The sequence below is a fragment of the Klebsiella sp. K47 genome (assembly GCF_051858335.1).
GTDB classification, from domain to species: domain Bacteria; phylum Pseudomonadota; class Gammaproteobacteria; order Enterobacterales; family Enterobacteriaceae; genus Klebsiella; species Klebsiella pneumoniae.
This window is the reverse complement of the sequence record NZ_JBPYUI010000013.1, coordinates 59,448-79,840: the sequence shown is the minus strand read 5'-3', so window position 1 is coordinate 79,840 and position 20,393 is coordinate 59,448. Positions and strand designations below refer to the sequence as shown.

Sequence of the window (20,393 nt, the reverse complement as noted above, 5' to 3'; positions counted from 1 at the left end):
TCAGGTGTTAGTGTCCTTACGGACGTGGGGGTTCAAGTCCCCCCCCTCGCACCAACGAGGCAATATCCCAAAGAAAGAATACTGTGCGAAGGTGGCGGAATTGGTAGACGCGCTAGCTTCAGGTGTTAGTGTCCTTACGGACGTGGGGGTTCAAGTCCCCCCCCTCGCACCAATATTCTTCCCTCTCCCGGCATTATCCTCTCAGTTTAATATCCACAATCATCAGCATTATTCCGCCGATCAACGCGACACACGATGGCAGCAGGATAAAATGGCGCAATTGACGATGCCAGATCATCGCCGCGGACATCAGCATGCCCACCGCGACCAGTACCCGCCATACGTCAGCCGACACTCCGGCATACCCGAGAGCGACAATTAGCGCGCCGGGAATCATCACTCCCCAGCCGCTTCCTAATGCTCGCTGCAGCATGGTTTCACCTCTCACAACGATAATGATAACCAATATCATATGATAATCTTTATCATTTGTCATTTGCGACGTGCTCTGCCCCTTTTTCTTTACGTTCGCGGTAATGACATACATTCATGAAGGTGATAAATTAAGCGGATTATCGATATATATTAAATATTTTGCTTATTTTGCAAATAACCTTTTTTTGCACATTGTTATCAGACTCTTCATTTTTGGCTTTCATCATTTTGAAATTTAACGACTAATAATGATTCTTCCGATATGACTGCACAAACCTGGCGAGCACACTACGCACAAAAATATCAATATTCCTTACGGCTTTTTTTACTGCTTAATTTCATTTCTTCCTCGCTGTCGCTGGTAACCCCCCTATTTACGGTAGTTCGTTTTACGCTGCCCTGCGCCCTGATCGTCGTCTGCAGCGGGCTGCTGCTGCTCTGGCACTGGAAATGGCCGCAATCGAAAATAAATATTCCCACTATCTCGTTGTTATTTGGCATGCTATGGGCATGGCACGTAGTGACAAAAGCGATGCTATTGACACCGCCGCATTTTAACTATCTGGTGATCGCCCTATTAAGCATTCTGTTTATCGGCACCATCGCTTTTTCCAATAATATCACTGCCTTTACCCTCCACTCTTTACCAACTTTCCTTGCCTGCCTGATAATGGCGGAGGGGGAACAATGGTTGCGTATGACTTACTGCTTTATGCTGCCTATAGCCGGTATTACCCTGCAAAATATTATCCAGAAGCGCAGCGATGCCTTTACGCAGGGTTTAATGGATAAACTGATGCATGAACGCAATACGCTCAACGATCTCAGTATGCTCGATCCCCTGACCGGTTTGTATAATCGCCGCGGACTGCAGAACCGCCTCGATACCCTGCTGGCGCTGGACGGCGACAACCACTACGTGCTGCTCCTCGATATCGATCACTTCAAGGCCTATAACGATCACTATGGTCATATGATGGGTGACCAGGCGCTTATTCGCGTCTCTGCTGCCATTCGCAACGCTGTACGCTCACGCGATATTGTCGCCCGCTTTGGTGGAGAGGAGTTTATGGTGCTGCTGACCAATAGCAGCGAAGAAACGGCCTGGAAGACAGCCGAACGTATACGTCAGCGGGTCTATGACCTGAAGATCCCGCATATGTTTAATGAAAGCGTCGCCACCAACGTCACCATCAGTATTGGCCTGACGCCGCTCATTAATGACAACATTGAACAAGCGCTGGCGCGCGCCGACGGCGCACTCTATGAGGCAAAAAATAAAGGCCGCAACATTATTCTTGCCAGTTGACCTGCGCGCGCTGCGACATCGCGGCGCCGATAAAAGCCTTGCCATGCCGCCTGCAAGCAACTAATATCAGTAATCATTATCATTTAGATTTGTATCTGGAAATCGAATGGCCTGGCGTTCCCTTCCTCTCAGCGATGAACTTATCTGGCGGGCTCCTTTGCCGACGGCTGAGCATGCCCTGGCGGAGAGTATTCGGGAAAAAATCGCCACCCTGCGTCCACACCTGCTTGATTTCCTGCGACTTGACGAACCCGCCCCACGGCACGCGTTAACGCTTGCCGAATGGTCGCAACCCATCGCCTTGCGCTCCCTGCTGGCCACCTGGTCCGATCATATCTATCGTCATCAGCCGACGCTGCCTCGGGAACAGAAGCCTCTGCTCTCGCTCTGGGCGCAATGGTATATCGGTCTGCTGGTGCCGCCGCTGATGCTGGCGCTGCTCAATGAACCGCAAGGCCTCAGCCTGGCGCCAGAACATTTCCATGTCGAGTTTCATGAAAGCGGCCGGGCGGCCTGCTTCTGGATTGATGTGCATAGCGATGCCGACATCGAGAGGCTTTCACCGCAGGCGCGAATGGATGCCCTGGTAACGCGCACCCTGCAGCCGGTTGTTGAGGCGCTGGCAGCGACGGGCGAAATCAATAGCAAACTTATCTGGAGCAATACCGGCTATCTGATTAACTGGTATCTTGGGGAAATGCGCGCGCTGCTGGGTGATGAGCGGCTTGCCGCGCTACGTCAGCACTGTTTTTTTGAAAAACAACTCGCCGATGGCCAGGATAACCCGCTGTGGCGAACGGTGATGCTGCGTGAAGGGCAGTTAGTCCGACGCACCTGCTGTCAGCGCTATCGCCTGCCGGATGTCCAACAGTGCGGCGACTGTACGCTTAAATAATTACCACTTACCTGAAAAGTAACGGGCGGCCTTTACCGCCCGTTGCTATTTATGCGGTCTGTTGACTCTCCTGCTCCGCCCGCTCGGCCTCTTCCGCTTCCTGAGCAAGCAGCTGTTTCTCATATACCTTAAAGAATGGGAAGTAGATGATTGCCGACACGCAGGCCAGAACAATGACCAGAATCGCCGCCCGGAAATCCCAGCCCAACGCCCAGGCGCCGCCAATTGGCGCTGGCGCCGTCCATGGTACGACGGAGATGACGCGGCCAATCAGATCCAGCTTCATTGCCGCCCAGGCCAGCACCGCGTTCACCATCGGCGCCAGCAGGAACGGAATAAAGAACACTGGGTTCATGACGATAGGCGTCCCAAAGATCACCGGCTCGTTGATATTGAACAGGCTTGGCACCACGCTCAAACGACCAATGGAGCGCAAATGCGCTGAACGGCTGCGCAGATAACAGAACACCAGTCCCATGGTCGCCCCGGAACCTCCGACCACGATAAAGAAGGTCCAGAACGCCTCCATAAAGATATGCGGCAGAGGCGCGCCCTGGGCCAGCGCCTGCTGGTTCATACCGAGGTTAGTCAGCCAGAACATCTGCAGCATCCCGGACACGATCGCCGCACCGTGGATCCCGGCAAACCACAGCAGGTGGCCGATCAGCACCGCCAACAGAATTGCCGGCAGAGAGTCGGCTGCCGAAACCAGCGGCTTGAAAATGGCCATAATGGCCTGCGGGATCAGCATGTCAAAATGGTGCTGGATAAACAGGCTCAGCGGATAGAGCGTCAGCACGACCACCAGCACCGGGATCAACAGATCAAACGAGTTTTTGATCATCGGCGGAACCTGGTCCGGCAAGCGGATCCCAATGTTGTGCGCTTTCAAGAAACGCATCATCTCCACGCAGTAGATCGCCACCAGAATGGCGGTAAAGATCCCGGTCCCCCCGAGGCTATCCACCGGCAGCGTGCCATTGGTTTTCGGCGCGGCAATCAGCAAAAAGGCCATGATCGACAGCATTGCGCACATAAAGGGATCGAGCTGATTGGATTTCTCGTAATGCTTACCGAGGTTATAGGAGATTGCCGCGCAGATGTAGATCGACATGATCCCCATCGTCATATCAAAGGGGGTCAGAATACGCCCCTCAAACTCTTTCGCCAGATCCAGCCAGGCGCGGGCAAAACCCCAGGTGGTATCCGGTGAGAACGGTGGATAAGCAAACACTAACAGGAACGATCCGACGATCATAAACGGCATCGCTGAGATAAATCCGTCACGGATAGCCATGACGTGGCGCTGCGACGAGATCCGCCCTGCTATGGGGCTTATGTAATTTTCTACAAAGCGAAATATCAAATTAAACGCAGCATGGTTAGCAGACATAGTAGCCCTCCTGACAGGCTATTGATACTGGCCCAACAACGATTACCCTGCCGTTACGATGACCGCTTTTTGACGCAGCAGGCCACTGGCGGATTGTGCAACCGGCTATACTGCTCCTGAGGCAACGATTCATACACGGCTCTTTTGTTATAAATAAAAGGAGAAGTGACTGTTCCAGTATTCATCTCAATGCAGATAACCGCAACCGGTTACAGTAACCGGTTACGGCGATTGTGAAGGAGATCGACAAAATAGAAAGAATCTGGATTGTCCGCGCTGATATTTACACTCCGCCAGGCTTGTGACAGATTTAACCAGGCTTAAATCAGGAGAATCCAATGAGTCTGCAGTCTGTACGGCAGTTTTTTGCCGAACACGCCCCCGATATCGAAATTATTGAGTTAAATCAGAGTACCGCCACCGTCGCACTTGCCGCTGCCGCACACAACGTTGAGCCGGGGCAAATTGCCAAAACGCTGTCGCTCAAGATCAAAGATAAGATTGTACTGATCGTCGCCAGGGGCGATGCGCGGCTGGATAATAAAAAGCTGAAAGAGACCTTTGGCGCGAAAGCACGCATGCTAAGCAGCGATGAAGTGGTTACCTGGACCGGTCATCCGGTCGGCGGCGTTTGCCCGTTTGGTCTGGAAAATCCGCTGGCAGTCTACTGCGACGTCTCTCTCAGACATTATCAGGAAGTACTACCCGCAGCGGGAGCCATCCATAGCGCGGTTCGCATTGAACCAGAACGCATGGCGCAGCTCACCGATGCAACATGGGTAGATGTGTGTTTATAGCCGCATTACGCTACCTGTTTAACGGCGCTGGTCGTACTATTGAGCGGTAAATGCAACAGGATATCCGCCGCGTTTAATAAACCAATGTCTGAGCGAACTCCGAGCTTGGTCATGGCGTTAAACTTATGCGCGCGGATCGTTTTAATATTCCGGTTGAGCTGTATCGCAATATCAGAAAGCGAATATCCCCACGACATATACCGAAGGATGGCGTGCTCCGTCGGGCTTAGCGGATCGTTGCACGCCTCTCTGTCGCAAAATTGTTCGCTGCCGCTGAGATGATGATTGTCCAGTAGCTGCAGCAAACGCTCCTGTAGCCCGCGTCGCGGCGCGGATTTATTCAGTATGCCGTGCAAACAGGCCGGCATAAGATGGCCGATCAGGTGCATTTCACTTTCATTATTAGCCAGAATAATCGTTTGGACTTCCGGCCGGCACCGCGCCATTTCATGAACAAAGAGCAGACTCTCGGCTCGTGAAGAACGACTTCCCGAAAGAGAAAAAATAATGGTTGACCAGGGAAACGGTATTTCCGCCGCCCTGAGCATACTGACATTTTTAAACAGATGAATATGATAACGGCGATTATCTTCACGACTAAAGATATAGCGCCATGCCATTTCCGTCATCACGCATTTTTCTACGATGGCGACATGGCGGGTTGTACTATTTTTTTCCATTCCATTTGCTCCCCGTAAGCTGAATTGATATTCAGCTCTTGCATTCCCTGCGCGCTGTTGATCCAGGCATACATTTCAGCGTTGCTGCGTAGCGATAAGCGACGCATTGCGCTGTTTTTCTGCGCGCTGATCGTCTTATTACTCTTTTTCAACAGCGCGGCGATCTGGTTTATTCCCCACCCCTTCGCCAGAAGGCGCAGAACTTTACGCTCTGAAAGAGTGAGCATCGCCGCAGAGTGGTAGCTTGCGAAATCGCTGTCCTCATCCCCGGCAAACAGCGTACGGCTAATCTGTTCAGCCGCACGGCTACCGGCGCAAATCACCTCAATCAGCCGGTTAACCGGCTCGCTCTCGGAGATCAACGAGCTTTCAGGACGAATTAATAGCTCAACGGCCAACGGATAGAGGCTGTCGCTGACCATAAAAACCCAGTGAATATCACGGTACTGGGTCATGAGGGAGTAATAACGCTCGCAGACGGCTCGGGGGTGCGCAATCTCGCCGGAGATATCCGCGACAACCAGCACCGCCCGCCGCAGTTGTAAAAGGGTGAGCTCATCATGAGAACGACAAAAACTCAGTTCGTAATCAGGGAGGTTCTCATTGAAGATCACCTTTAACCCTGATTGCATGACGGGAATTTTACTAATAACGACGCCAAACTTACCTTGTCCTGGTAACATAACACCTCCGCTTCCTGTCGAAGTTCCTTCGCTTGCCTGCAAACGATCGGCGAGCGACTTTATCGCCATATCATTTCCTGGATGAATATTAAAATCATATTCATGGCCTGCGCACACGATATACGTAACGACCGAACCGTGGTCATACCGTGTAAAATATTATTGCCGTGTATACTTGCGATTAATATTAACACAGACGTTCCTGCGCTAATAAATTAGAAAAGATAAAAACATTATTTAGCAAAAATAATTTCAGTACTGAACATTATGAAGCATTATCTTTAATTGTTTCTCTAAATGCTTTGGGTGACATACCGCTATAGCGACGGAAAAAACGCGAAAAATAGGCTGCATCGCTAAACCCCAAATAATCAGAGAGTTGTGTAATCGTCATGCGGGTGTACTGCAGATTGCGTCGCGCTTCAAGCATCAACCGCTGATGCAATACTCCAAGAGCGCTACAGCCATAAAACTCACGACATAAATAATTTAAGTGCGTAACCGACAGTCCAATCAGCTTCGCATACTCCGCCAACGGGAGATGCTGTCGGTAGTGGCTCTCGATAAGGCGGGCGAAGTGGCGCATCATGCTGCGCTTCCGCTCCGCTTTATCTTCCGCGGGGGACGCGGGATGGCACTGTCGGTTCAGCCAGACCAACAGCGTCCCCAGCAGCGAATAGAGCATCATTTCTCGCGCATCGTGCTCTTCGCAGTACTCCTCGCGAAGCGCTGAAAACAGCGTATGCATGCGCCCGCGAGAACGGCCCACCGGCACACACTGCGGCACGCTAAGCACATCCAGAGGGCGACCGAACTGATTTTCAAACCGGCTCAGCAGCGGCAGCGCCAGAGAGAGCACAAACCCTTGCGTCCCGGGTGAAAAATTAAACCCGTGAATACAGAGGGCGGGAACCACCTGGATGCAGGACTCCGTCATCACCGCGGTGGCGCCTTCAATTTCGATCTCCGCCCGCCCCTGATGCAGATAGAGAAGCTGGACCATTTCCGCATGCTGATGGACGCGAATATGCCACTGATACAGGCTGCTGCGCTGTAAAATCGACTCACAGTGCAGCAGGTCCGGCGTCGGCCAGCCGCACTCTTCGCCATACAGCTTAAATACGGGCACGTTTTGAACGAACGGCATGATGACTCCTCTTAATTCAGGCGACACGCTCCATGGGCAAGCCCACGTAGTTTTCCGCGATAGTGGTCAGCCCGGCGCGCGAGCCCAGATAGTAGCGGCGGTCGGCGGCCTGCATTTTAGCGTCGAACGCGTTCTGATCCGGAAAATCATGCAGCAGGCGGGTCATAAACCAGCTAAAGCGTTCCCCTTTCCAGACCCGATCCAGCGCCAGTTGCGAGTAGGCCGCCAGCAGATCGCTGCGGCCACGATGGTAGTATTCGCGCAGAATCCGCCACAGATAGTTCACGTCCGATGCCGCCAGATTTAATCCTTTCGCCCCGGTTGGCGGAACGATATGCGCCGCATCCCCCACCAGGAACAACCGCCCATATTGCATCGGCTCCACGACGAAGCTACGCAGGGGGGCAATGCTCTTCTCAAGTGAGTGACCAGTCACTAACCTGGATGCCAGCTCCTCCGGCAAGCGGCTTTTCAGCTCCTGCCAGAAGCGCTCGTCCGACCATGCTTCAACCTTATCGCTCAGCGGAACCTGCAGATAATAGCGGCTGCGAGTCAGTGAGCGTTGACTGCACAATACAAACCCCCGCTGATGGTGCGCATAAATAAGCTCCGGATTGACCGGCGGCGTATCCGCCAGCAGGCCTAGCCAGCCAAACGGCCACACGCTCTCGTAGGTCTGCAAAATGCCAGCTGGAATACTTTGCCGCGATACGCCGTGGAAACCGTCGCAACCGGCAATAAAATCGCACTCCAGACGGCAGGTTTCCCCTTCGCTGAGGTAGGTGATCGTCGGCCGGTCGCTTTTGGCGTCATGGATAGCCACCTCGCTCACGCCATAGACGATCGGCGCGCCGCTGGCGGCCCGGGCAGCCATCAGATCGCGGGTGACTTCGGTCTGGCCATAAACCATTACGCTCTTACCGTCGGTTAGCTCGCTCAGTGCGACGGGCACCCGCTGGCCGTCAAACAGAAACTCCACCCCATGATGCACCAGGCCTTCGGCATCCATCCGCTGCGCCACGCCCGCTTCGCGTAGCAGATCGACGGTGCCGCTTTCCAGAATTCCCGCGCGGATGCGCCCCAGCACATACTGCGGCGTTTGACGCTCAAGGATCACGGTATGGATCCCGGCGTTGTGCAGCAACTGCCCCAGCAGCAGCCCGGAGGGGCCCGCGCCAATAATCGCGACCTGTGTCTTCATAGGGATGTCTCACTCTTGCAGGGTTAATTATTTGTATAATTTTTGTTTAATAAAAGTGCTTTTCTGCATTTTTGATAAGTCAGTGGGGAAAAAGAAGGGATGAATGGCGACAAAAATTGCACTTTTCACCAAACTGGCAAAAGTGTGGGATGCTTCAAATTCTGCCGCCCCGCAGACTGGGAATTTTTGCACATTATTTGATCCCACCCCCCTCAGCCGCCACTGCGCTTCAGGTTAAAGTATCGGCAGATACCAGGCGTCGTGAACAATAGAGGAAGTATGCAGGTTGATCGGACACAGCAGCGGGCAATCACACGTTTATGCATCCAGTGTGGTCTTTTTCTGTTACAGCACGGCGCCGAGAGTGCGCTGGTGGAGGAACTGTCAACACGTCTCGGGCTGGCGTTGGGGATGGACAGCGTTGAAAGCGCCATCTCTTCGAATGCCATCGTCCTGACCACCATTAAAAATGGCGAATGTCTTACCTCTACGCGCAAAAATGTCGATCGCGGCATTAATATGCATGTGGTGACGGAAGTGCAGCACATTGTGATCCTCGCCGAGCATAAGCTGCTGGACTATCGCGACGTCGAGAAGCGTTTTGCGCAGATCGTTCCCCTGCGCTATCCGCGCTGGCTGCTGGTGCTGATGGTGGGTCTTTCCTGCGCCTGTTTCTGCAAACTGAATAACGGCGGTTGGGATGGGGCGCTGGTCAGCTTCTGCGCCAGCACGGTAGCCATGTACATTCGCCAGGTGCTGACCCATCGCTCCATGCATCCGCAGATCAACTTCTGCATCACCGCCTTTGTCGCCACCACCATCTCCGGGCTGCTGCTGCGCCTCCCGGCGTTTGCCAGCACGCCGACCATTGCCATGGCCGCCAGCGTCCTGCTGCTGGTCCCGGGTTTTCCATTAATCAATGCCGTCGCCGATATGTTTAAAGGGCATATCAATACCGGACTCGCCCGCTGGGCGATCGCCAGCCTGCTAACCCTAGCCACCTGCATTGGCGTGGTGATGGCCATGACCGTATGGGGGCTGCGCGGATGGGCATAATCTCATTTATTTTTGCGCTGGCGGAAGACATGCTGCTGGCGGCGATCCCCGCCGTCGGGTTTGCGATGGTCTTTAATGTCCCTCAGCGCGCTCTGCGCTGGTGCGCGCTGCTGGGGGCGATTGGCCATGGCTCGCGTATGATCATGATGAGCGCCGGTTTTAACATTGAATGGGCCACCTTTCTCGCCGCTCTGCTGGTGGGCAGCATTGGCATTCAATGGTCGCGCTGGTATCTGGCGCATCCGAAGATTTTTACCGTCGCCGCCGTGATCCCGATGTTTCCTGGCATCTCAGCCTACACGGCGATGATTTCCGCGGTAAAAATCAGTCATTTTGGCTATTCGGAAGAGATGATGATTTTGCTGCTGAGCAATTTTTTAAAGGCCTCTTCGATTGTGGGCGCCCTTTCGATTGGCCTGTCGATACCCGGCCTGTGGCTGTATCGTAAGCGTCCTCGCGTCTAACCCCGACGTCGCGGTTAACCCGCGACGCTCCTTCCGCGATGGCCTCTGTGCTACTATGTGCAGATCACCCCACTCTTTGCAGTTCAGAGTTGAGATAGAGTTATGTCTTCGCGAATTTTAACCTCCCATTTTAGCGGCCTGGAAGAGTTCCTCCAGCAGCACGCGGCGCTGCTGGCAAAATCGACTGACGGCACCGTTGCCGTTTTTGCCAATAACGCGCCGGCATTCTATGCGCTGACGCCAGCGCGGCTGGCGCAACTGCTGGAGCTGGAAGCCAGGCTGGCGCGCCCCGGCAGCGACATCGCGCTTGACCCGCAGTTTTTCGAGGAGCCCGCCGCGGCGCCGGTTGCGGTGCCGATGGGCAAATTTGCTATGTACGCCGGATGGCAGCCTGACGCCGATTTTCAGCGCCTGGCCGCGCTGTGGGGCATTGCCCTGAGCCAGCCGGTTACCCCCGAAGAGCTGGCCGCTTTCGTCGCTTACTGGCAGGCGGAAGGTAAAGTCTTTCACCACGTGCAGTGGCAGCAGAAGCTGGCGCGTAGCGTGCAAATCAGCCGCGCCAGCAACGGCGGACAGCCGAAGCGCGATGTGAACAGCGTTAGCGAACCCGACAGCCATATTCCGCGAGGTTTCCGAGGATGAGCATGAAAAACGTTGGCGACCTGATGAAACGCCTGCAGAAAATGATGCCGGCACATATTGAACCGGCGTTTAAAACCGGCGAAGAGCTGCTGGCCTGGCAAAAAGAGCAAGGCCGGCTGCGTTCCGAAGCGCTGGAGCGAGAGAATCGCGCGATGAAAATGCAGCGCACCTTCAACCGCTCGGGGATCCGCCCGCTGCATCAGAACTGCTCCTTTGATAACTATCGCGTCGAGTGCGAGGGGCAGATGAATGCGCTCGCCCGGGCGCGCCAGTACGTGGAAGAGTTCGATGGCAATATCGCCAGCTTTATCTTCTCCGGTAAACCGGGCACTGGCAAAAACCACCTGGCGGCAGCCATTTGCAACGAGCTGCTGCTGCGCGGGAAGTCGGTCTTAATCATCACCGTGGCCGATATTATGTCGGCGATGAAAGATACCTTCGGCAACCGGGAAACGAGCGAAGAACAGTTGCTTAACGACCTCAGCATGGTCGACCTGCTGGTGATCGATGAAATTGGGATGCAGACGGAGTCTCGCTATGAAAAGGTCATTATCAATCAGATAGTTGACCGGCGCTCATCCTCCAAACGACCTACCGGGATGCTCACCAACAGCAATATGGAAGAGATGAACAAACTGCTCGGCGAGCGGGTGATGGACCGTATGCGGCTCGGCAACAGCCTGTGGGTTATCTTCAATTGGGAAAGTTACCGGCACCGCGTTACAGGCAAGGAGTATTAAGAGATTTCCGGGCGACGACGGCGTTATACTAAAGCGATTATTCAGTCACGCTTATGAGTCCGTCTATGAAATCGTTTAAAAATAGCGTTGTTGCCGCGCTTGCCGTTAGCGCGTTTACCCTCTCTGGCGCCCACGCCGCCTCCTGGCAGGATTCCCTTAACAGCGCTGCCAGCCAGCTCAGCGGCAGTAACGCCCAGGCCAGCGGCGGCATGTCCGTCTCTTCGCTAACCAGCCTGCTCAACGGCAGCAGCCAATCCCTGACCGCCAGCAGCATGAATAATGCGGCCGGGATACTGTCATATTGCGCGAAACAGAAGCTGGCCTCCGTGACCAGCGCCGATAACGTCAAAAATCAGGTGCTGGATAAACTGGGGCTTAGCACGCCGGAAAAACAAAAACAGGACACCAGCTATCTGGATGGCCTGCAGGGGCTGCTCAACAGCAAAAACGGCCAGCAGTTGGACCTGAATACGCTCGGCAATAGCTCGCTGGCGAAACAGGTAAAAACCAAAGCCTGCGATCTGGTCTTAAAACAGGGTGTTAATTTCCTCTCCTGATCCTGACTGACAAGGCCGCATTTGTTGCCTTCGCGGCGGCGCCGCGGCCTGAAACGCTTTTTTTTGCAGTTTTCCTGTTCCGTTTTCCCATTTCGCCCGATGCGATGCCGATCAAAAAAGGCAACTTCTAAACCAATTCTGAATAACTGCACACTTTCATGACGCTAGAATTGCAGCAAGATGGCGCTGCAATTACAGTGGGGCTTGAAAAGTAATCTGTTCTGCCAGCCGATAACTGGCATTAATGAGGATGAGCTGTGTCAGAGTTGTTATCCATCGCCTTATTTTTAGCTTCGGTGGTGCTGTATGCCTGGAAAGCGGGTCGTAACACCTGGTGGTTTGCCGCCACGCTCACGGTGTTAGGCCTGTTCGTGGTGCTGAATATCACCCTCTACGCCAGTGACTACTTCACCGGCGACGGCATCAACGACGCGGTACTCTACACTCTGACCAACAGCCTGACCGGCGCCGGGATCGGCAAATATATACTGCCGGGGGTCGGCGTGGCCGTCGCACTGGTCGCCGTCTTTGGCGCCCTCGGCTGGGTGCTGCGCCGCCGTCGGCATCATCCTCATCACGTCGGTTACAGCCTGGCGGCGCTACTGCTGGCGCTGGCCTCCGTTGATGCCAGCCCGGCCTTCCATCAGATCAGCGAGCTGGTGAAATCCCAGTCACGCGAGGGCGATCCAGACTTTGCCGCGTACTATAAAGAGCCGTCGAAGCAAATCGACAATCCGCAGCTGAACCTGGTCTATATCTATGGCGAAAGTCTCGAGCGCACCTATTTTGATAACGACGCCTTCCCCAACCTCACCCCTGAGCTTGGCAGAATTAAAGCTGAGGCCATTGATTTCAGCAATACCATGCAGCTGCCGGGGACCGATTACACTATCGCCGGCATGGTCGCCTCACAGTGCGGCATTCCGCTGTTCGCGCCGTTCGAAGGTAATGCCTCAGCCTCAGTCTCCAGCTTCTTTCCACAGAATATTTGCCTTGGCGATATTCTGAAGAACTCCGGTTACGAGAATTACTTTGTGCAGGGGGCTAACCTGCGCTTTGCCGGCAAAGACGTGTTTCTTAAATCCCACGGCTTCGATCATCTGTACGGGGCGGAAGAGCTAAAAACTACGGTGGCGGATCCTACCTACCGCAACGACTGGGGCTTCTATGACGACACCGTACTCGACGAGACCTGGAAAAAATTCGAAGAGCTGTCGCAGTCCGGGAAACGCTTCTCGCTCTTCGCCCTGACGGTGGATACCCACCATCCCGACGGTTTTATCTCACGCACCTGCGAGCGTAAACGCTATGATGTGGACGGCAAGAAAAACCTCTCTTTCAGCGCCGTTAGCTGCAGTCAGGAACATATCGCCGCGCTGATAGAGAAGATTAAAGCCTCACCCTATTTCAAAAACACGGTCATCGTGGTCTCTTCCGATCACCTGGCCATGAAGAACAGCGCCTGGGATTATCTCAACAAGCACGATCGCAGCAATCTGTTCTTCGTCCTGCGCGGCGATAAACCGCAGCAGGAGACCCTGGCGGTGAAACGCAACACCATGGATAACGGCGCGACGGTGCTGGATATTCTCGGCGGCGATAACTATATCGGCCTCGGGCGTAGCAGCCTCTCCGGCCAGTCGCTCTCCGGTATTTTCATGAATATGAAAGAGAAAGTCCTGGCATGGAAGCCTGACGTGATCCGCCTGTGGAATTTCCCCAAAGAAATGAAGAATTTCACCATCGACTCGCAGAAAAATATGATCGCTTTCTCCGGCAGCCATTTCCGTCTGCCGCTGCTGCTGCGGGTATCTGACCAGCGCGTAGAACCGCTGCCAGAGAGTGAATACTCTGCGCCGCTGCGCTTCCAGCTGGCCGATTTCGCGCCACGGGATAATTTCGTGTGGGTCGATCGCTGCTATAAAATGGGCCAGCTGTGGTCGCCTGAGCTGGCGCTCTCGACCGACTGGTGCGTCTCGCAGGGACAGCTGGGGGGTGAGCAGAAGGTCCAGCACGTTGATAAGCCGCAGTGGCAAGGCAAGACCGCCTTCAGGGACACCCTTATCGATATGGAGCGCTATAAGGGCAACGTCGATACGCTGAAAATTGTCGACAACGATATTCGCTATAAGGCCGACAGCTTCGTGTTTAACGTCGCTGGCGCCCCGGAAGAGGTTAAACAGTTCAGCGGTATTTCGCGTCCCGAGTCGTGGGGGCGGTGGTCCAATGCTCAGTTGGGCAGCGACGTGAAGATTGAATATAAAGAGCCGCTGCCGGAGAAATTTGATCTGGTGATCACCGCCAAAGCTTATGGCCCAAACGCCAATAAGCCAATTCCGGTGCGAGTTGGAGAAAGTGAGCAAGTGCTCACTCTGGATAATGACGTGACTACCACGACGCTGCATTTTGACAACCCAACGCGCAGCAACACGCTGATCATCACCCCGCCGGACCCGCAAACCACTAACGAGGGCAATATCCTCGGCCACTCCCCGCGTCAGTTGGGGATCGGCATGGTGGAGATCAAAGTGGTGAAAAGCGAAGGCTAACGCAATCCTGCCCGGCGGATTTTCGCGCCGGGCAGCGGTTGTCGTGGCAGGACGTTAACCACACAGCGGCTGTAGTTCATCAGCCGACAGTCCGGTGATCTTCTGTACCATCTCTTTGTCGAGGCCATTCTGTAACATACTGCCGGCAATGCGCAGCGCCTCGCGTCGGCTGCCTTCCTGCAAGCCCTCCAGGTGCCCTTCTTCCCGGCCTTCTTCCCGACCTTCCTGCTTAAGCTTTTGCGCGATAGACATCAATGTCTCCTCATACTGTGGCAGACGGCGGGCCAGCCGGCGGAGAAACACGCCCGGCTCGGCCGTATTACCGTACTGCAGCATATAGTGAAACAGCATTCTCAACTGCCGACGGTTAGTGTATCCCAGCATCACAACGGCCGCCAACGACTCCGTTATGCCGCTGAGATCGCGCTGGCGAATATGTTTTTGCATCAGCTCCAGCAAGGCGACTCGCCGATGTTGCACGATGTCATCGTCCGGCATCACCGTCACGTCGATCAATGGAAACGGACAGCCATACAGCGTCTTCGCCAGCTGCGGGTCGGCAAATTCATCCAGCCAGTTGAGGGAAAAAGGATACGGACTGGTTGCACCGTGATAAAAAAGCATCGGCACCACCAGCGGCAGCGTTTTGTGCCCGGCATCCAGGTGGCGCTGCATTGCGGCAATCGCATAGCGCATCAGGCGAAAGGCCATATGGCTATCCGGTGAGCTCTGGTGCTCTATCACCACGTAAACATACCCCGTGCCGCAGGTGGTCTGCACCGACCAGAGGACATCTGAATACCAGGCGCGCAGATCCTCATCGATAAAGCTCGCCGACTGCAGCCTCAGGGTAGAGAAATCGCACCGCTGACGGATCGCTTCGGGAAGGTAGAGGGTGAGGAAATCAGTCGCTGTCTCCGGGTGACGAAGAAATCGCTTAAAGACCGCATCGTGCGGCGTCGAGGTCATCCGTTTTTTCATGGCCATCCGCTTGCCTGAAAGAGAAGGTAAGCCGGACTCTATCACCGGTTTTTACCCGGTTGGGTTTGACGACAATTTTCTGGGAAGCGCCTCGGAGAATAGCATGGCGGCCAGCCCGGCTGGCCGCCATCAACACGGCTTAGTAATCAAACTGCCGGTAGTAACGGCGGATATTGAGGTCGTGGCCGGTATGGTGTTCAAAGTGGGCCGCCAGCCGGTCCACCAGCAGGGTGGACACCACGCACGGCGCCATAATCCAGCGGAACGCGTCATCAATGCCGTTCAGCGGATAGTCGCGCGGATCGATAACCACCAGATGGTCAGTTATTTTTTCGGCAAAACGCTCGACGCGTTCGTCCAGCGCCCGGCATCTCCCCTCGCCTTTCACCAGAAACAGCGGAACCTCTTTTTCCAGCAGCTCCAGGGTGCCGTGGAAAAATTCAGCGGAGCTCACCGACTTCGTCCGCTTCCACTGCATCTCTTCGAGAATACACATTGAGAACAGATAGACCTCGCCCCACATTTCCGCGCCGCCAATCCACATCATATAGTCGCAGTCATGGTATTGCGCGGCAATGCTATCCGCTCGGGGATCGAACTGGCGTTTCGCCTGCAGGAGATTTTCCGGCAGTAACTCGAGCTGGCTGGCAAATCGCGCATAATCAGCAAACTCGCCGTGACGAAAAATGACGCGGAAGAATAACCAGTACAGCAGCATATATTCATATTCCACGCCATTTTTGTGGCACATCGGAATATGCCAGCTGGCGGCGGCAGCCAATGGCGAGTCGGCGTGACGAGTAATAGCCACCACGCGGATCCCCTGTGCCTTGCACCATTCGGCAATGGCGACCGACTCTTTGGTATCGCCGGATTTAGATAACGTAACGACAACCGCATCTTTATTTAATTTTTTATGTCCGCGATGGATTAACTCCGCGGCCTGTTCAAGATATACCGGCACGCTGGTTAATTCTTTGGCAAATTCATTAATTGCCATCATCGGCGCCAGGGAACCACCTACCGAAGCAAAAAATAATGCGCTACAGCCGCTGTCATAAATATCGTCGGCTACGGTTTCAGCCTGTTTACGCGCAGCGATGATCTCGCGAGCACTGGTCAGGTACTCGTCCTGATTAAAACCCAACATAGTTTTCTCCTGAATATTCAGATTTTACTTTTTAAGACGCGGTCAAAATCGTCGAAAATACGTTTAGCCAGATCGATGCCTTTCAGTCCTGCGGTATGCCAGGCGAGCATCTGCACTGGGACAATCAGCAGCAGAGGCGCCAGGTGATGCTCGCACGGACAGTTTAGCGCCAGCGTTTGAGCATCCTCTTCGTCACCCAGCGTCAGGGTAAAGGCCCGGCCAATGGACGGCGCCAGATAGTCGCGCAGCGCCCGGGTTCGCGCGTCCGGCGTATCTTCAATAAACAGCATCACATGGCGGGCATTGGCTTCCAGATAGGGGCCATGCATATAGGCTTCCAGCTCAAAGCCGCTGGAAGGCACGCGCACCGTCTCGGTAAATTTGGTTTCGAACTCCTTCGCCACGCCAACCAGCGCGCCGTAGCCGGTGGCGACAAAGCGCTCGCCGCTGCGCAGCGTTTCGCTATGGCGGTCAATAAAGCGCGAGGTACGGACGATAACCTCCGGGATCGCCGCTACCAGCCGCTGCAATTCAGCGAGATAGTGCTGCTCCTCGACCTCGCTGGCTTTCTCCTGCTTACGAGCAATGATCAGCGCTATCAGCAACAGGTTGAGCACCGTCGCGCTAAAGCCGCGGGTCACAAACCCTACGCTCTCGATCCCGGTATTAATATCCAGAACGCCATCGCTGGCGCATCCTATCGGGCTTTGCGGATCTGAGGTCAGGGCGAAAACCGACTTGCCGGAAGCCTGTACCTTACGCATCGCCTCCAGCGTCGACGCGCTTTTTCCGCTCTGTGAAATCGCCACCACCAGATCGGCATGCGGGTCGATCGCGTCGTAATGGGTGAAGTTGTACGGCTCTTTAATGTCAAGCAGCACACCGAAGCGTTGCTCAAAGAAATAGCGCGCGCACAGCGCGGCATTCAGCGACGATCCGGTCGCGAGCAATAATATCCGCCGTACCGGGTGCTGGCGGGCGAAGGTTTCAATCGGCGCCAGCTTTTGCCGGTAGTCGCGCAGGATCTGCGCCAGGCAGGCTGGCTCTTCACTGATATATGTCATCATTGTTGGTCGCATAGCTCACTCCCGTTAAAACAATCCGATCCACGAACCCAGAATGCCCACCAGCGCCATGCCGCCAATAATTGAGAGCGGTTTAACTTTCCGTCCCAGTAGCCAGTAGACGATGCCAAAACTCACCAACGGCAGCATGCAGGGCAGAATGTCGTTGATAATGTCCTGTACCTGGGTTTTGGCCTCCCCGGCGCCGAAGGAGAGAGGAATGGTGATATCGATCATTGAAGCGGTCATCGCCCCGACTACCATCAGACCGATAATCGACGCCCCGTAGGTCAGGCTCTCCATCATTCCGCTCTTCTGGATCCGCTGCAGGACCCCGGTGCCCAGTACGTAGCCCCAGCGGGTAAAACACCAGCGCACCAGAATGTGCGGCACGTTAAACACCAGCAGAAACAGGATCGGCCCGAGGATGTTGCCCTTCAGCGCCAGGCTGGTGCCGATCCCGGTGGCGATGAGGCGCAGCGTCCCCCAGAAGAAAGAGTCACCCAGCCCGGCTAACGGTCCCATCAGTGAGGCTTTGACGTTATCAATCGCAGTGGCATCCATGTTTTTCTGCTGACTGTTTTTCTCTTCCATCGCCGTGGTGATCCCCAACAGCAGGGTGACGATATGCGGCGTGGTATTGAAAAAAACCAGATGCCGCTTCAGCGCTGCGGCCAGCTCCTCTCTGCGCGGATAGAGCTTCTTCAGCACCGGGATCAACGCGTAAACAAAGGCGAGATTCATCTGCCGCTCATAGTTCCACGAGAACTCCATCTGGAAAGATCGCCAGAACACCCGGCGTAAATCGCGCGGCGTAATCCGGGTTTCTTCCTGCGCCTGCGGCTGCAGGGCCTCTTCAGAAATCATCTTCGTCGTCATCGCTGACTCCTTGTTCTGTCGTGATACGAGGTGAATTCAATGCGGTGACGTTAACCATGACCACCGCCACGATGGCGCCGAGAATGGCGATACCGGTCACCGGGATTTTCAAATAGGCCATCAGCACAAAACCGAGGAAAAAATACGGCGCCACTTTCTTGTTAATCAGCAGCCTGGCGAGCATCGCGAAGCCGAGGGCCGGGATGATGCCGGTGGCGACGCTGAGCCCATGTTTGATGAATTCCGGGATCGTATCGAGCAGGGATTTCACCGCGTTGCTGCCCACCAGGAATGAGACGGTGACCACCGCGGCAAGCATCAGCGACAGGCCGAATCCGGCAATCAAATGCATCCGCTCAATGCCGCGGAGATCCGCCCGTTCCGCATACCCGTCCGCCTTCTGGCTAAGCATTGGAATGAACATCCCCAGATAGATGTTTTTCAGGATCAAAGTCAGCGTGGCGATAGGCAGGCCAAGCAACAACGCCGTTTCTGTGCCTGCGCCAGAGGTAATGGCGAACGCCACGCCGAGAATACCGCCGGTCACGACGTCGGGCGGGATCGAGGCGCCAACGGAGAAAGAGCCGATAAACGCCAGCTCCAGCGTCGCGCCCATAATGACGCCAGTCTGTACATCCCCCAGCACCAGCCCGGTCAGCAGCCCGGTGACGATAGGCCGTGAAATTAGCGACGTCCCTAAGGCATATTCCGATTGCGCGATAAACGCCACCAGACCCAGTAAGAGAGCCTCTACCATAATCTGTCCTCCGGAATTACACGCATTCCGCAAAAAGCTGTTTGCGATCGTTCGGGACCTGGCGAATCTCCACTTCGACGCCCTTGCCCACCAGTTGTTGTAGCTGTTCTATTTCTGTCGGCAGTAAATTAATCGCCTTAGAGATATTTTTACTGCCCTCTTTAGCCTTTATTCCGCCAAGATTTATGCTTTTTATTTCGTCGATGGCGCTGGCAATACGCCAGGCGTCATTAACCGACTCCACAACAATAAATAAATTATATTTATCGGTAACCCCGCTTTTTATTGCCTCAATAGAATCATTTATATTTTTAATCACCAGCTTCACCGAGGGCGGTTTGGCAAGCTTAATGGTGGTTTTCCGCAACTCATCGCCAGGGACGCTATCGTTGGCGATTAAAATACAATCGGCGCCGACATATTGGGTCCAGGAAAAGGCCACCTGGCCGTGAAGTAATCGATGGTCTACCCTTAATAATGTAATCATCATGCTTCCTCATTTCAGAAGTCTTTATCCATAGTCATCGCGCTGGCAATCGTTTGATTGCAGTACTGAATGCTCTCTTTGGCGTTTGTTAATGCCTCGGTAATTAATTTTTCGGTATTGTCTTCGGCTGCGGAAATCAGCAAGTCAATAATTAACGGCAGATTTAAACCGGATAATAAATGGAAATGTGGGCGAGATAAAAAACGAACAAACTCGTTATTCACGCTACCGGCAAAAATATCCGTAATCACGATCAGCTCATCCTGCGCCGGGAAACGCGCCATTAGCGCTTCCACCTGCTGCGTCAGATCGACCTCTTCTTCCACGTAGGCACACAAGGTATGTATATCGGGTTGTTTACCGAGGATCAGTTCCACGGAGTTCAACAAACCGTTAGCAAAGCTGCCATGGCTGGCAAAAATATAGTGTCGTTTCATCCTTACCTCGAAAGCGCATTCCACTGCTTTCTTAATTGCAACCGACGTGCCAGAAACAGTGGCGCGTCGGCTAACGCAAGGATAAAAAAG

General features: G+C 54.3%; 23 protein-coding genes and 1 tRNA gene. 11 read left to right on the top strand and 13 right to left on the bottom strand.

From position 1 onward, the window contains the following. The first annotated feature begins 85 nt into the window (after nucleotides 1–85). Nucleotides 86–172 (top strand) — tRNA-Leu (locus tag RRF55_RS14450). Nucleotides 173–193: 21 nt separating this feature from the next. On the opposite strand, the gene RRF55_RS14445 is transcribed toward RRF55_RS14450, so the two are convergent. Next, nucleotides 194–433, bottom strand: a complete 240-nt coding sequence (locus tag RRF55_RS14445) for a DUF1435 domain-containing protein (protein WP_002887654.1) — start codon at nucleotides 431–433, stop codon at nucleotides 194–196. 70 nt (nucleotides 434–503) lie between these two features. On the opposite strand from RRF55_RS14445, the gene RRF55_RS14440 reads away from it, so the two are divergent. The 3 genes from RRF55_RS14440 to fhuF all read left to right on the top strand — a co-directional run bounded on the left by RRF55_RS14440 (nucleotide 504) and on the right by fhuF (nucleotide 2,639). After that, nucleotides 504–674, top strand: a complete 171-nt coding sequence (locus RRF55_RS14440; RefSeq protein ID WP_004221147.1) for a hypothetical protein — start codon at nucleotides 504–506, stop codon at nucleotides 672–674. A gap of 23 nt (nucleotides 675–697) precedes the next feature. Next, a complete protein-coding gene (locus RRF55_RS14435) occupies nucleotides 698–1,744 on the top strand; it encodes a GGDEF domain-containing protein (protein ID WP_002887653.1) in 1,047 nt (348 codons plus the stop codon). 106 nt (nucleotides 1,745–1,850) lie between these two features. Then, nucleotides 1,851–2,639: a siderophore-iron reductase FhuF gene (fhuF, locus tag RRF55_RS14430; protein WP_002887652.1), complete on the top strand. Its 789-nt coding sequence runs from the start codon at nucleotides 1,851–1,853 to the stop codon at nucleotides 2,637–2,639. 49 nt (nucleotides 2,640–2,688) lie between these two features. Here the strand turns inward: fhuF and RRF55_RS14425 are convergent, their stop codons facing one another. After that, a complete protein-coding gene (locus RRF55_RS14425) occupies nucleotides 2,689–4,032 on the bottom strand; it encodes a PTS cellobiose transporter subunit IIC (protein ID WP_002887650.1) in 1,344 nt (447 codons plus the stop codon). 338 nt (nucleotides 4,033–4,370) lie between these two features. Here RRF55_RS14425 and RRF55_RS14420 point away from each other — a divergent pair, with 338 nt between their 5' ends. Beyond that, nucleotides 4,371–4,829 carry a YbaK/EbsC family protein gene (locus RRF55_RS14420; RefSeq protein WP_004151383.1) on the top strand — a complete coding sequence of 153 codons (459 nt, stop codon included), beginning with the start codon at nucleotides 4,371–4,373 and terminating at the stop codon, nucleotides 4,827–4,829. Between the two features lie 5 nt (nucleotides 4,830–4,834). On the opposite strand, the gene bglJ is transcribed toward RRF55_RS14420, so the two are convergent. From bglJ to pobA, 4 genes are all read right to left on the bottom strand, one after another. Beyond that, complete coding sequence (gene bglJ / locus RRF55_RS14415) at nucleotides 4,835–5,509, bottom strand: DNA-binding transcriptional activator BglJ (RefSeq protein ID WP_002887647.1); 675 nt, start codon at nucleotides 5,507–5,509, stop codon at nucleotides 4,835–4,837. After that, nucleotides 5,470–6,192: a helix-turn-helix transcriptional regulator gene (locus RRF55_RS14410; protein WP_002887645.1), complete on the bottom strand. Its 723-nt coding sequence runs from the start codon at nucleotides 6,190–6,192 to the stop codon at nucleotides 5,470–5,472. The genes bglJ and RRF55_RS14410 overlap by 40 nt, the downstream gene beginning before the upstream one ends. Before the next feature lie 265 nt (nucleotides 6,193–6,457). After that, on the bottom strand, nucleotides 6,458–7,339 hold the full coding sequence (locus RRF55_RS14405; RefSeq protein WP_020805204.1) for a helix-turn-helix domain-containing protein: 882 nt from the start codon (nucleotides 7,337–7,339) through the stop codon (nucleotides 6,458–6,460). Between the two features lie 16 nt (nucleotides 7,340–7,355). Further along, nucleotides 7,356–8,540: a 4-hydroxybenzoate 3-monooxygenase gene (gene pobA / locus RRF55_RS14400; RefSeq protein ID WP_004146953.1), complete on the bottom strand. Its 1,185-nt coding sequence runs from the start codon at nucleotides 8,538–8,540 to the stop codon at nucleotides 7,356–7,358. A gap of 279 nt (nucleotides 8,541–8,819) precedes the next feature. On the opposite strand from pobA, the gene RRF55_RS14395 reads away from it, so the two are divergent. The 6 genes from RRF55_RS14395 to opgB all read left to right on the top strand — a co-directional run bounded on the left by RRF55_RS14395 (nucleotide 8,820) and on the right by opgB (nucleotide 14,548). Continuing rightward, nucleotides 8,820–9,596, top strand: a complete 777-nt coding sequence (locus tag RRF55_RS14395) for a threonine/serine ThrE exporter family protein (protein ID WP_004146059.1) — start codon at nucleotides 8,820–8,822, stop codon at nucleotides 9,594–9,596. Then, the gene (locus tag RRF55_RS14390; RefSeq protein ID WP_002887631.1) at nucleotides 9,587–10,060 is read left to right on the top strand and encodes a threonine/serine exporter; all 474 of its coding nucleotides are present in this window, start codon (nucleotides 9,587–9,589) and stop codon (nucleotides 10,058–10,060) included. The genes RRF55_RS14395 and RRF55_RS14390 overlap by 10 nt, the downstream gene beginning before the upstream one ends. Before the next feature lie 102 nt (nucleotides 10,061–10,162). Next, nucleotides 10,163–10,702 carry a primosomal protein DnaT gene (gene dnaT / locus RRF55_RS14385; protein WP_002887624.1) on the top strand — a complete coding sequence of 180 codons (540 nt, stop codon included), beginning with the start codon at nucleotides 10,163–10,165 and terminating at the stop codon, nucleotides 10,700–10,702. 2 nt (nucleotides 10,703–10,704) lie between these two features. Beyond that, entirely contained in the window at nucleotides 10,705–11,442 is a 738-nt protein-coding gene (gene dnaC, locus RRF55_RS14380; RefSeq protein ID WP_002887623.1) for a DNA replication protein DnaC, read from the top strand. A 65-nt stretch (nucleotides 11,443–11,507) separates the two neighbouring features. Beyond that, complete coding sequence (locus RRF55_RS14375) at nucleotides 11,508–11,999, top strand: DUF2501 domain-containing protein (RefSeq protein ID WP_004177504.1); 492 nt, start codon at nucleotides 11,508–11,510, stop codon at nucleotides 11,997–11,999. A gap of 257 nt (nucleotides 12,000–12,256) precedes the next feature. Further along, nucleotides 12,257–14,548, top strand: coding sequence for a phosphatidylglycerol--membrane-oligosaccharide glycerophosphotransferase (gene opgB / locus RRF55_RS14370; protein WP_023342556.1), 2,292 nt, complete (start codon nucleotides 12,257–12,259; stop codon nucleotides 14,546–14,548). 54 nt (nucleotides 14,549–14,602) lie between these two features. On the opposite strand, the gene RRF55_RS14365 is transcribed toward opgB, so the two are convergent. The 7 genes from RRF55_RS14365 to RRF55_RS14335 all read right to left on the bottom strand — a co-directional run bounded on the left by RRF55_RS14365 (nucleotide 14,603) and on the right by RRF55_RS14335 (nucleotide 20,303). Next, nucleotides 14,603–15,535: an Rpn family recombination-promoting nuclease/putative transposase gene (locus RRF55_RS14365; RefSeq protein WP_020802805.1), complete on the bottom strand. Its 933-nt coding sequence runs from the start codon at nucleotides 15,533–15,535 to the stop codon at nucleotides 14,603–14,605. 133 nt (nucleotides 15,536–15,668) lie between these two features. Beyond that, a complete protein-coding gene (locus RRF55_RS14360) occupies nucleotides 15,669–16,679 on the bottom strand; it encodes an SIS domain-containing protein (RefSeq protein ID WP_004178531.1) in 1,011 nt (336 codons plus the stop codon). Between the two features lie 17 nt (nucleotides 16,680–16,696). After that, nucleotides 16,697–17,758 (bottom strand): SIS domain-containing protein, encoded by a 1,062-nt coding sequence (locus RRF55_RS14355; protein ID WP_004888694.1) that lies wholly within the window; start codon nucleotides 17,756–17,758, stop codon nucleotides 16,697–16,699. A 12-nt stretch (nucleotides 17,759–17,770) separates the two neighbouring features. Beyond that, on the bottom strand, nucleotides 17,771–18,622 hold the full coding sequence (locus RRF55_RS14350; protein ID WP_023280846.1) for a PTS system mannose/fructose/sorbose family transporter subunit IID: 852 nt from the start codon (nucleotides 18,620–18,622) through the stop codon (nucleotides 17,771–17,773). Further along, nucleotides 18,600–19,379, bottom strand: coding sequence for a PTS mannose/fructose/sorbose/N-acetylgalactosamine transporter subunit IIC (locus RRF55_RS14345; protein WP_002887608.1), 780 nt, complete (start codon nucleotides 19,377–19,379; stop codon nucleotides 18,600–18,602). The genes RRF55_RS14350 and RRF55_RS14345 overlap by 23 nt, the downstream gene beginning before the upstream one ends. Nucleotides 19,380–19,395: 16 nt before the next feature. Beyond that, nucleotides 19,396–19,866 (bottom strand): PTS sugar transporter subunit IIB, encoded by a 471-nt coding sequence (locus RRF55_RS14340; RefSeq protein WP_002887607.1) that lies wholly within the window; start codon nucleotides 19,864–19,866, stop codon nucleotides 19,396–19,398. Nucleotides 19,867–19,880: 14 nt separating this feature from the next. Continuing rightward, nucleotides 19,881–20,303, bottom strand: coding sequence for a PTS sugar transporter subunit IIA (locus RRF55_RS14335; RefSeq protein ID WP_023288216.1), 423 nt, complete (start codon nucleotides 20,301–20,303; stop codon nucleotides 19,881–19,883). Nucleotides 20,304–20,393: the final 90 nt, after the last annotated feature.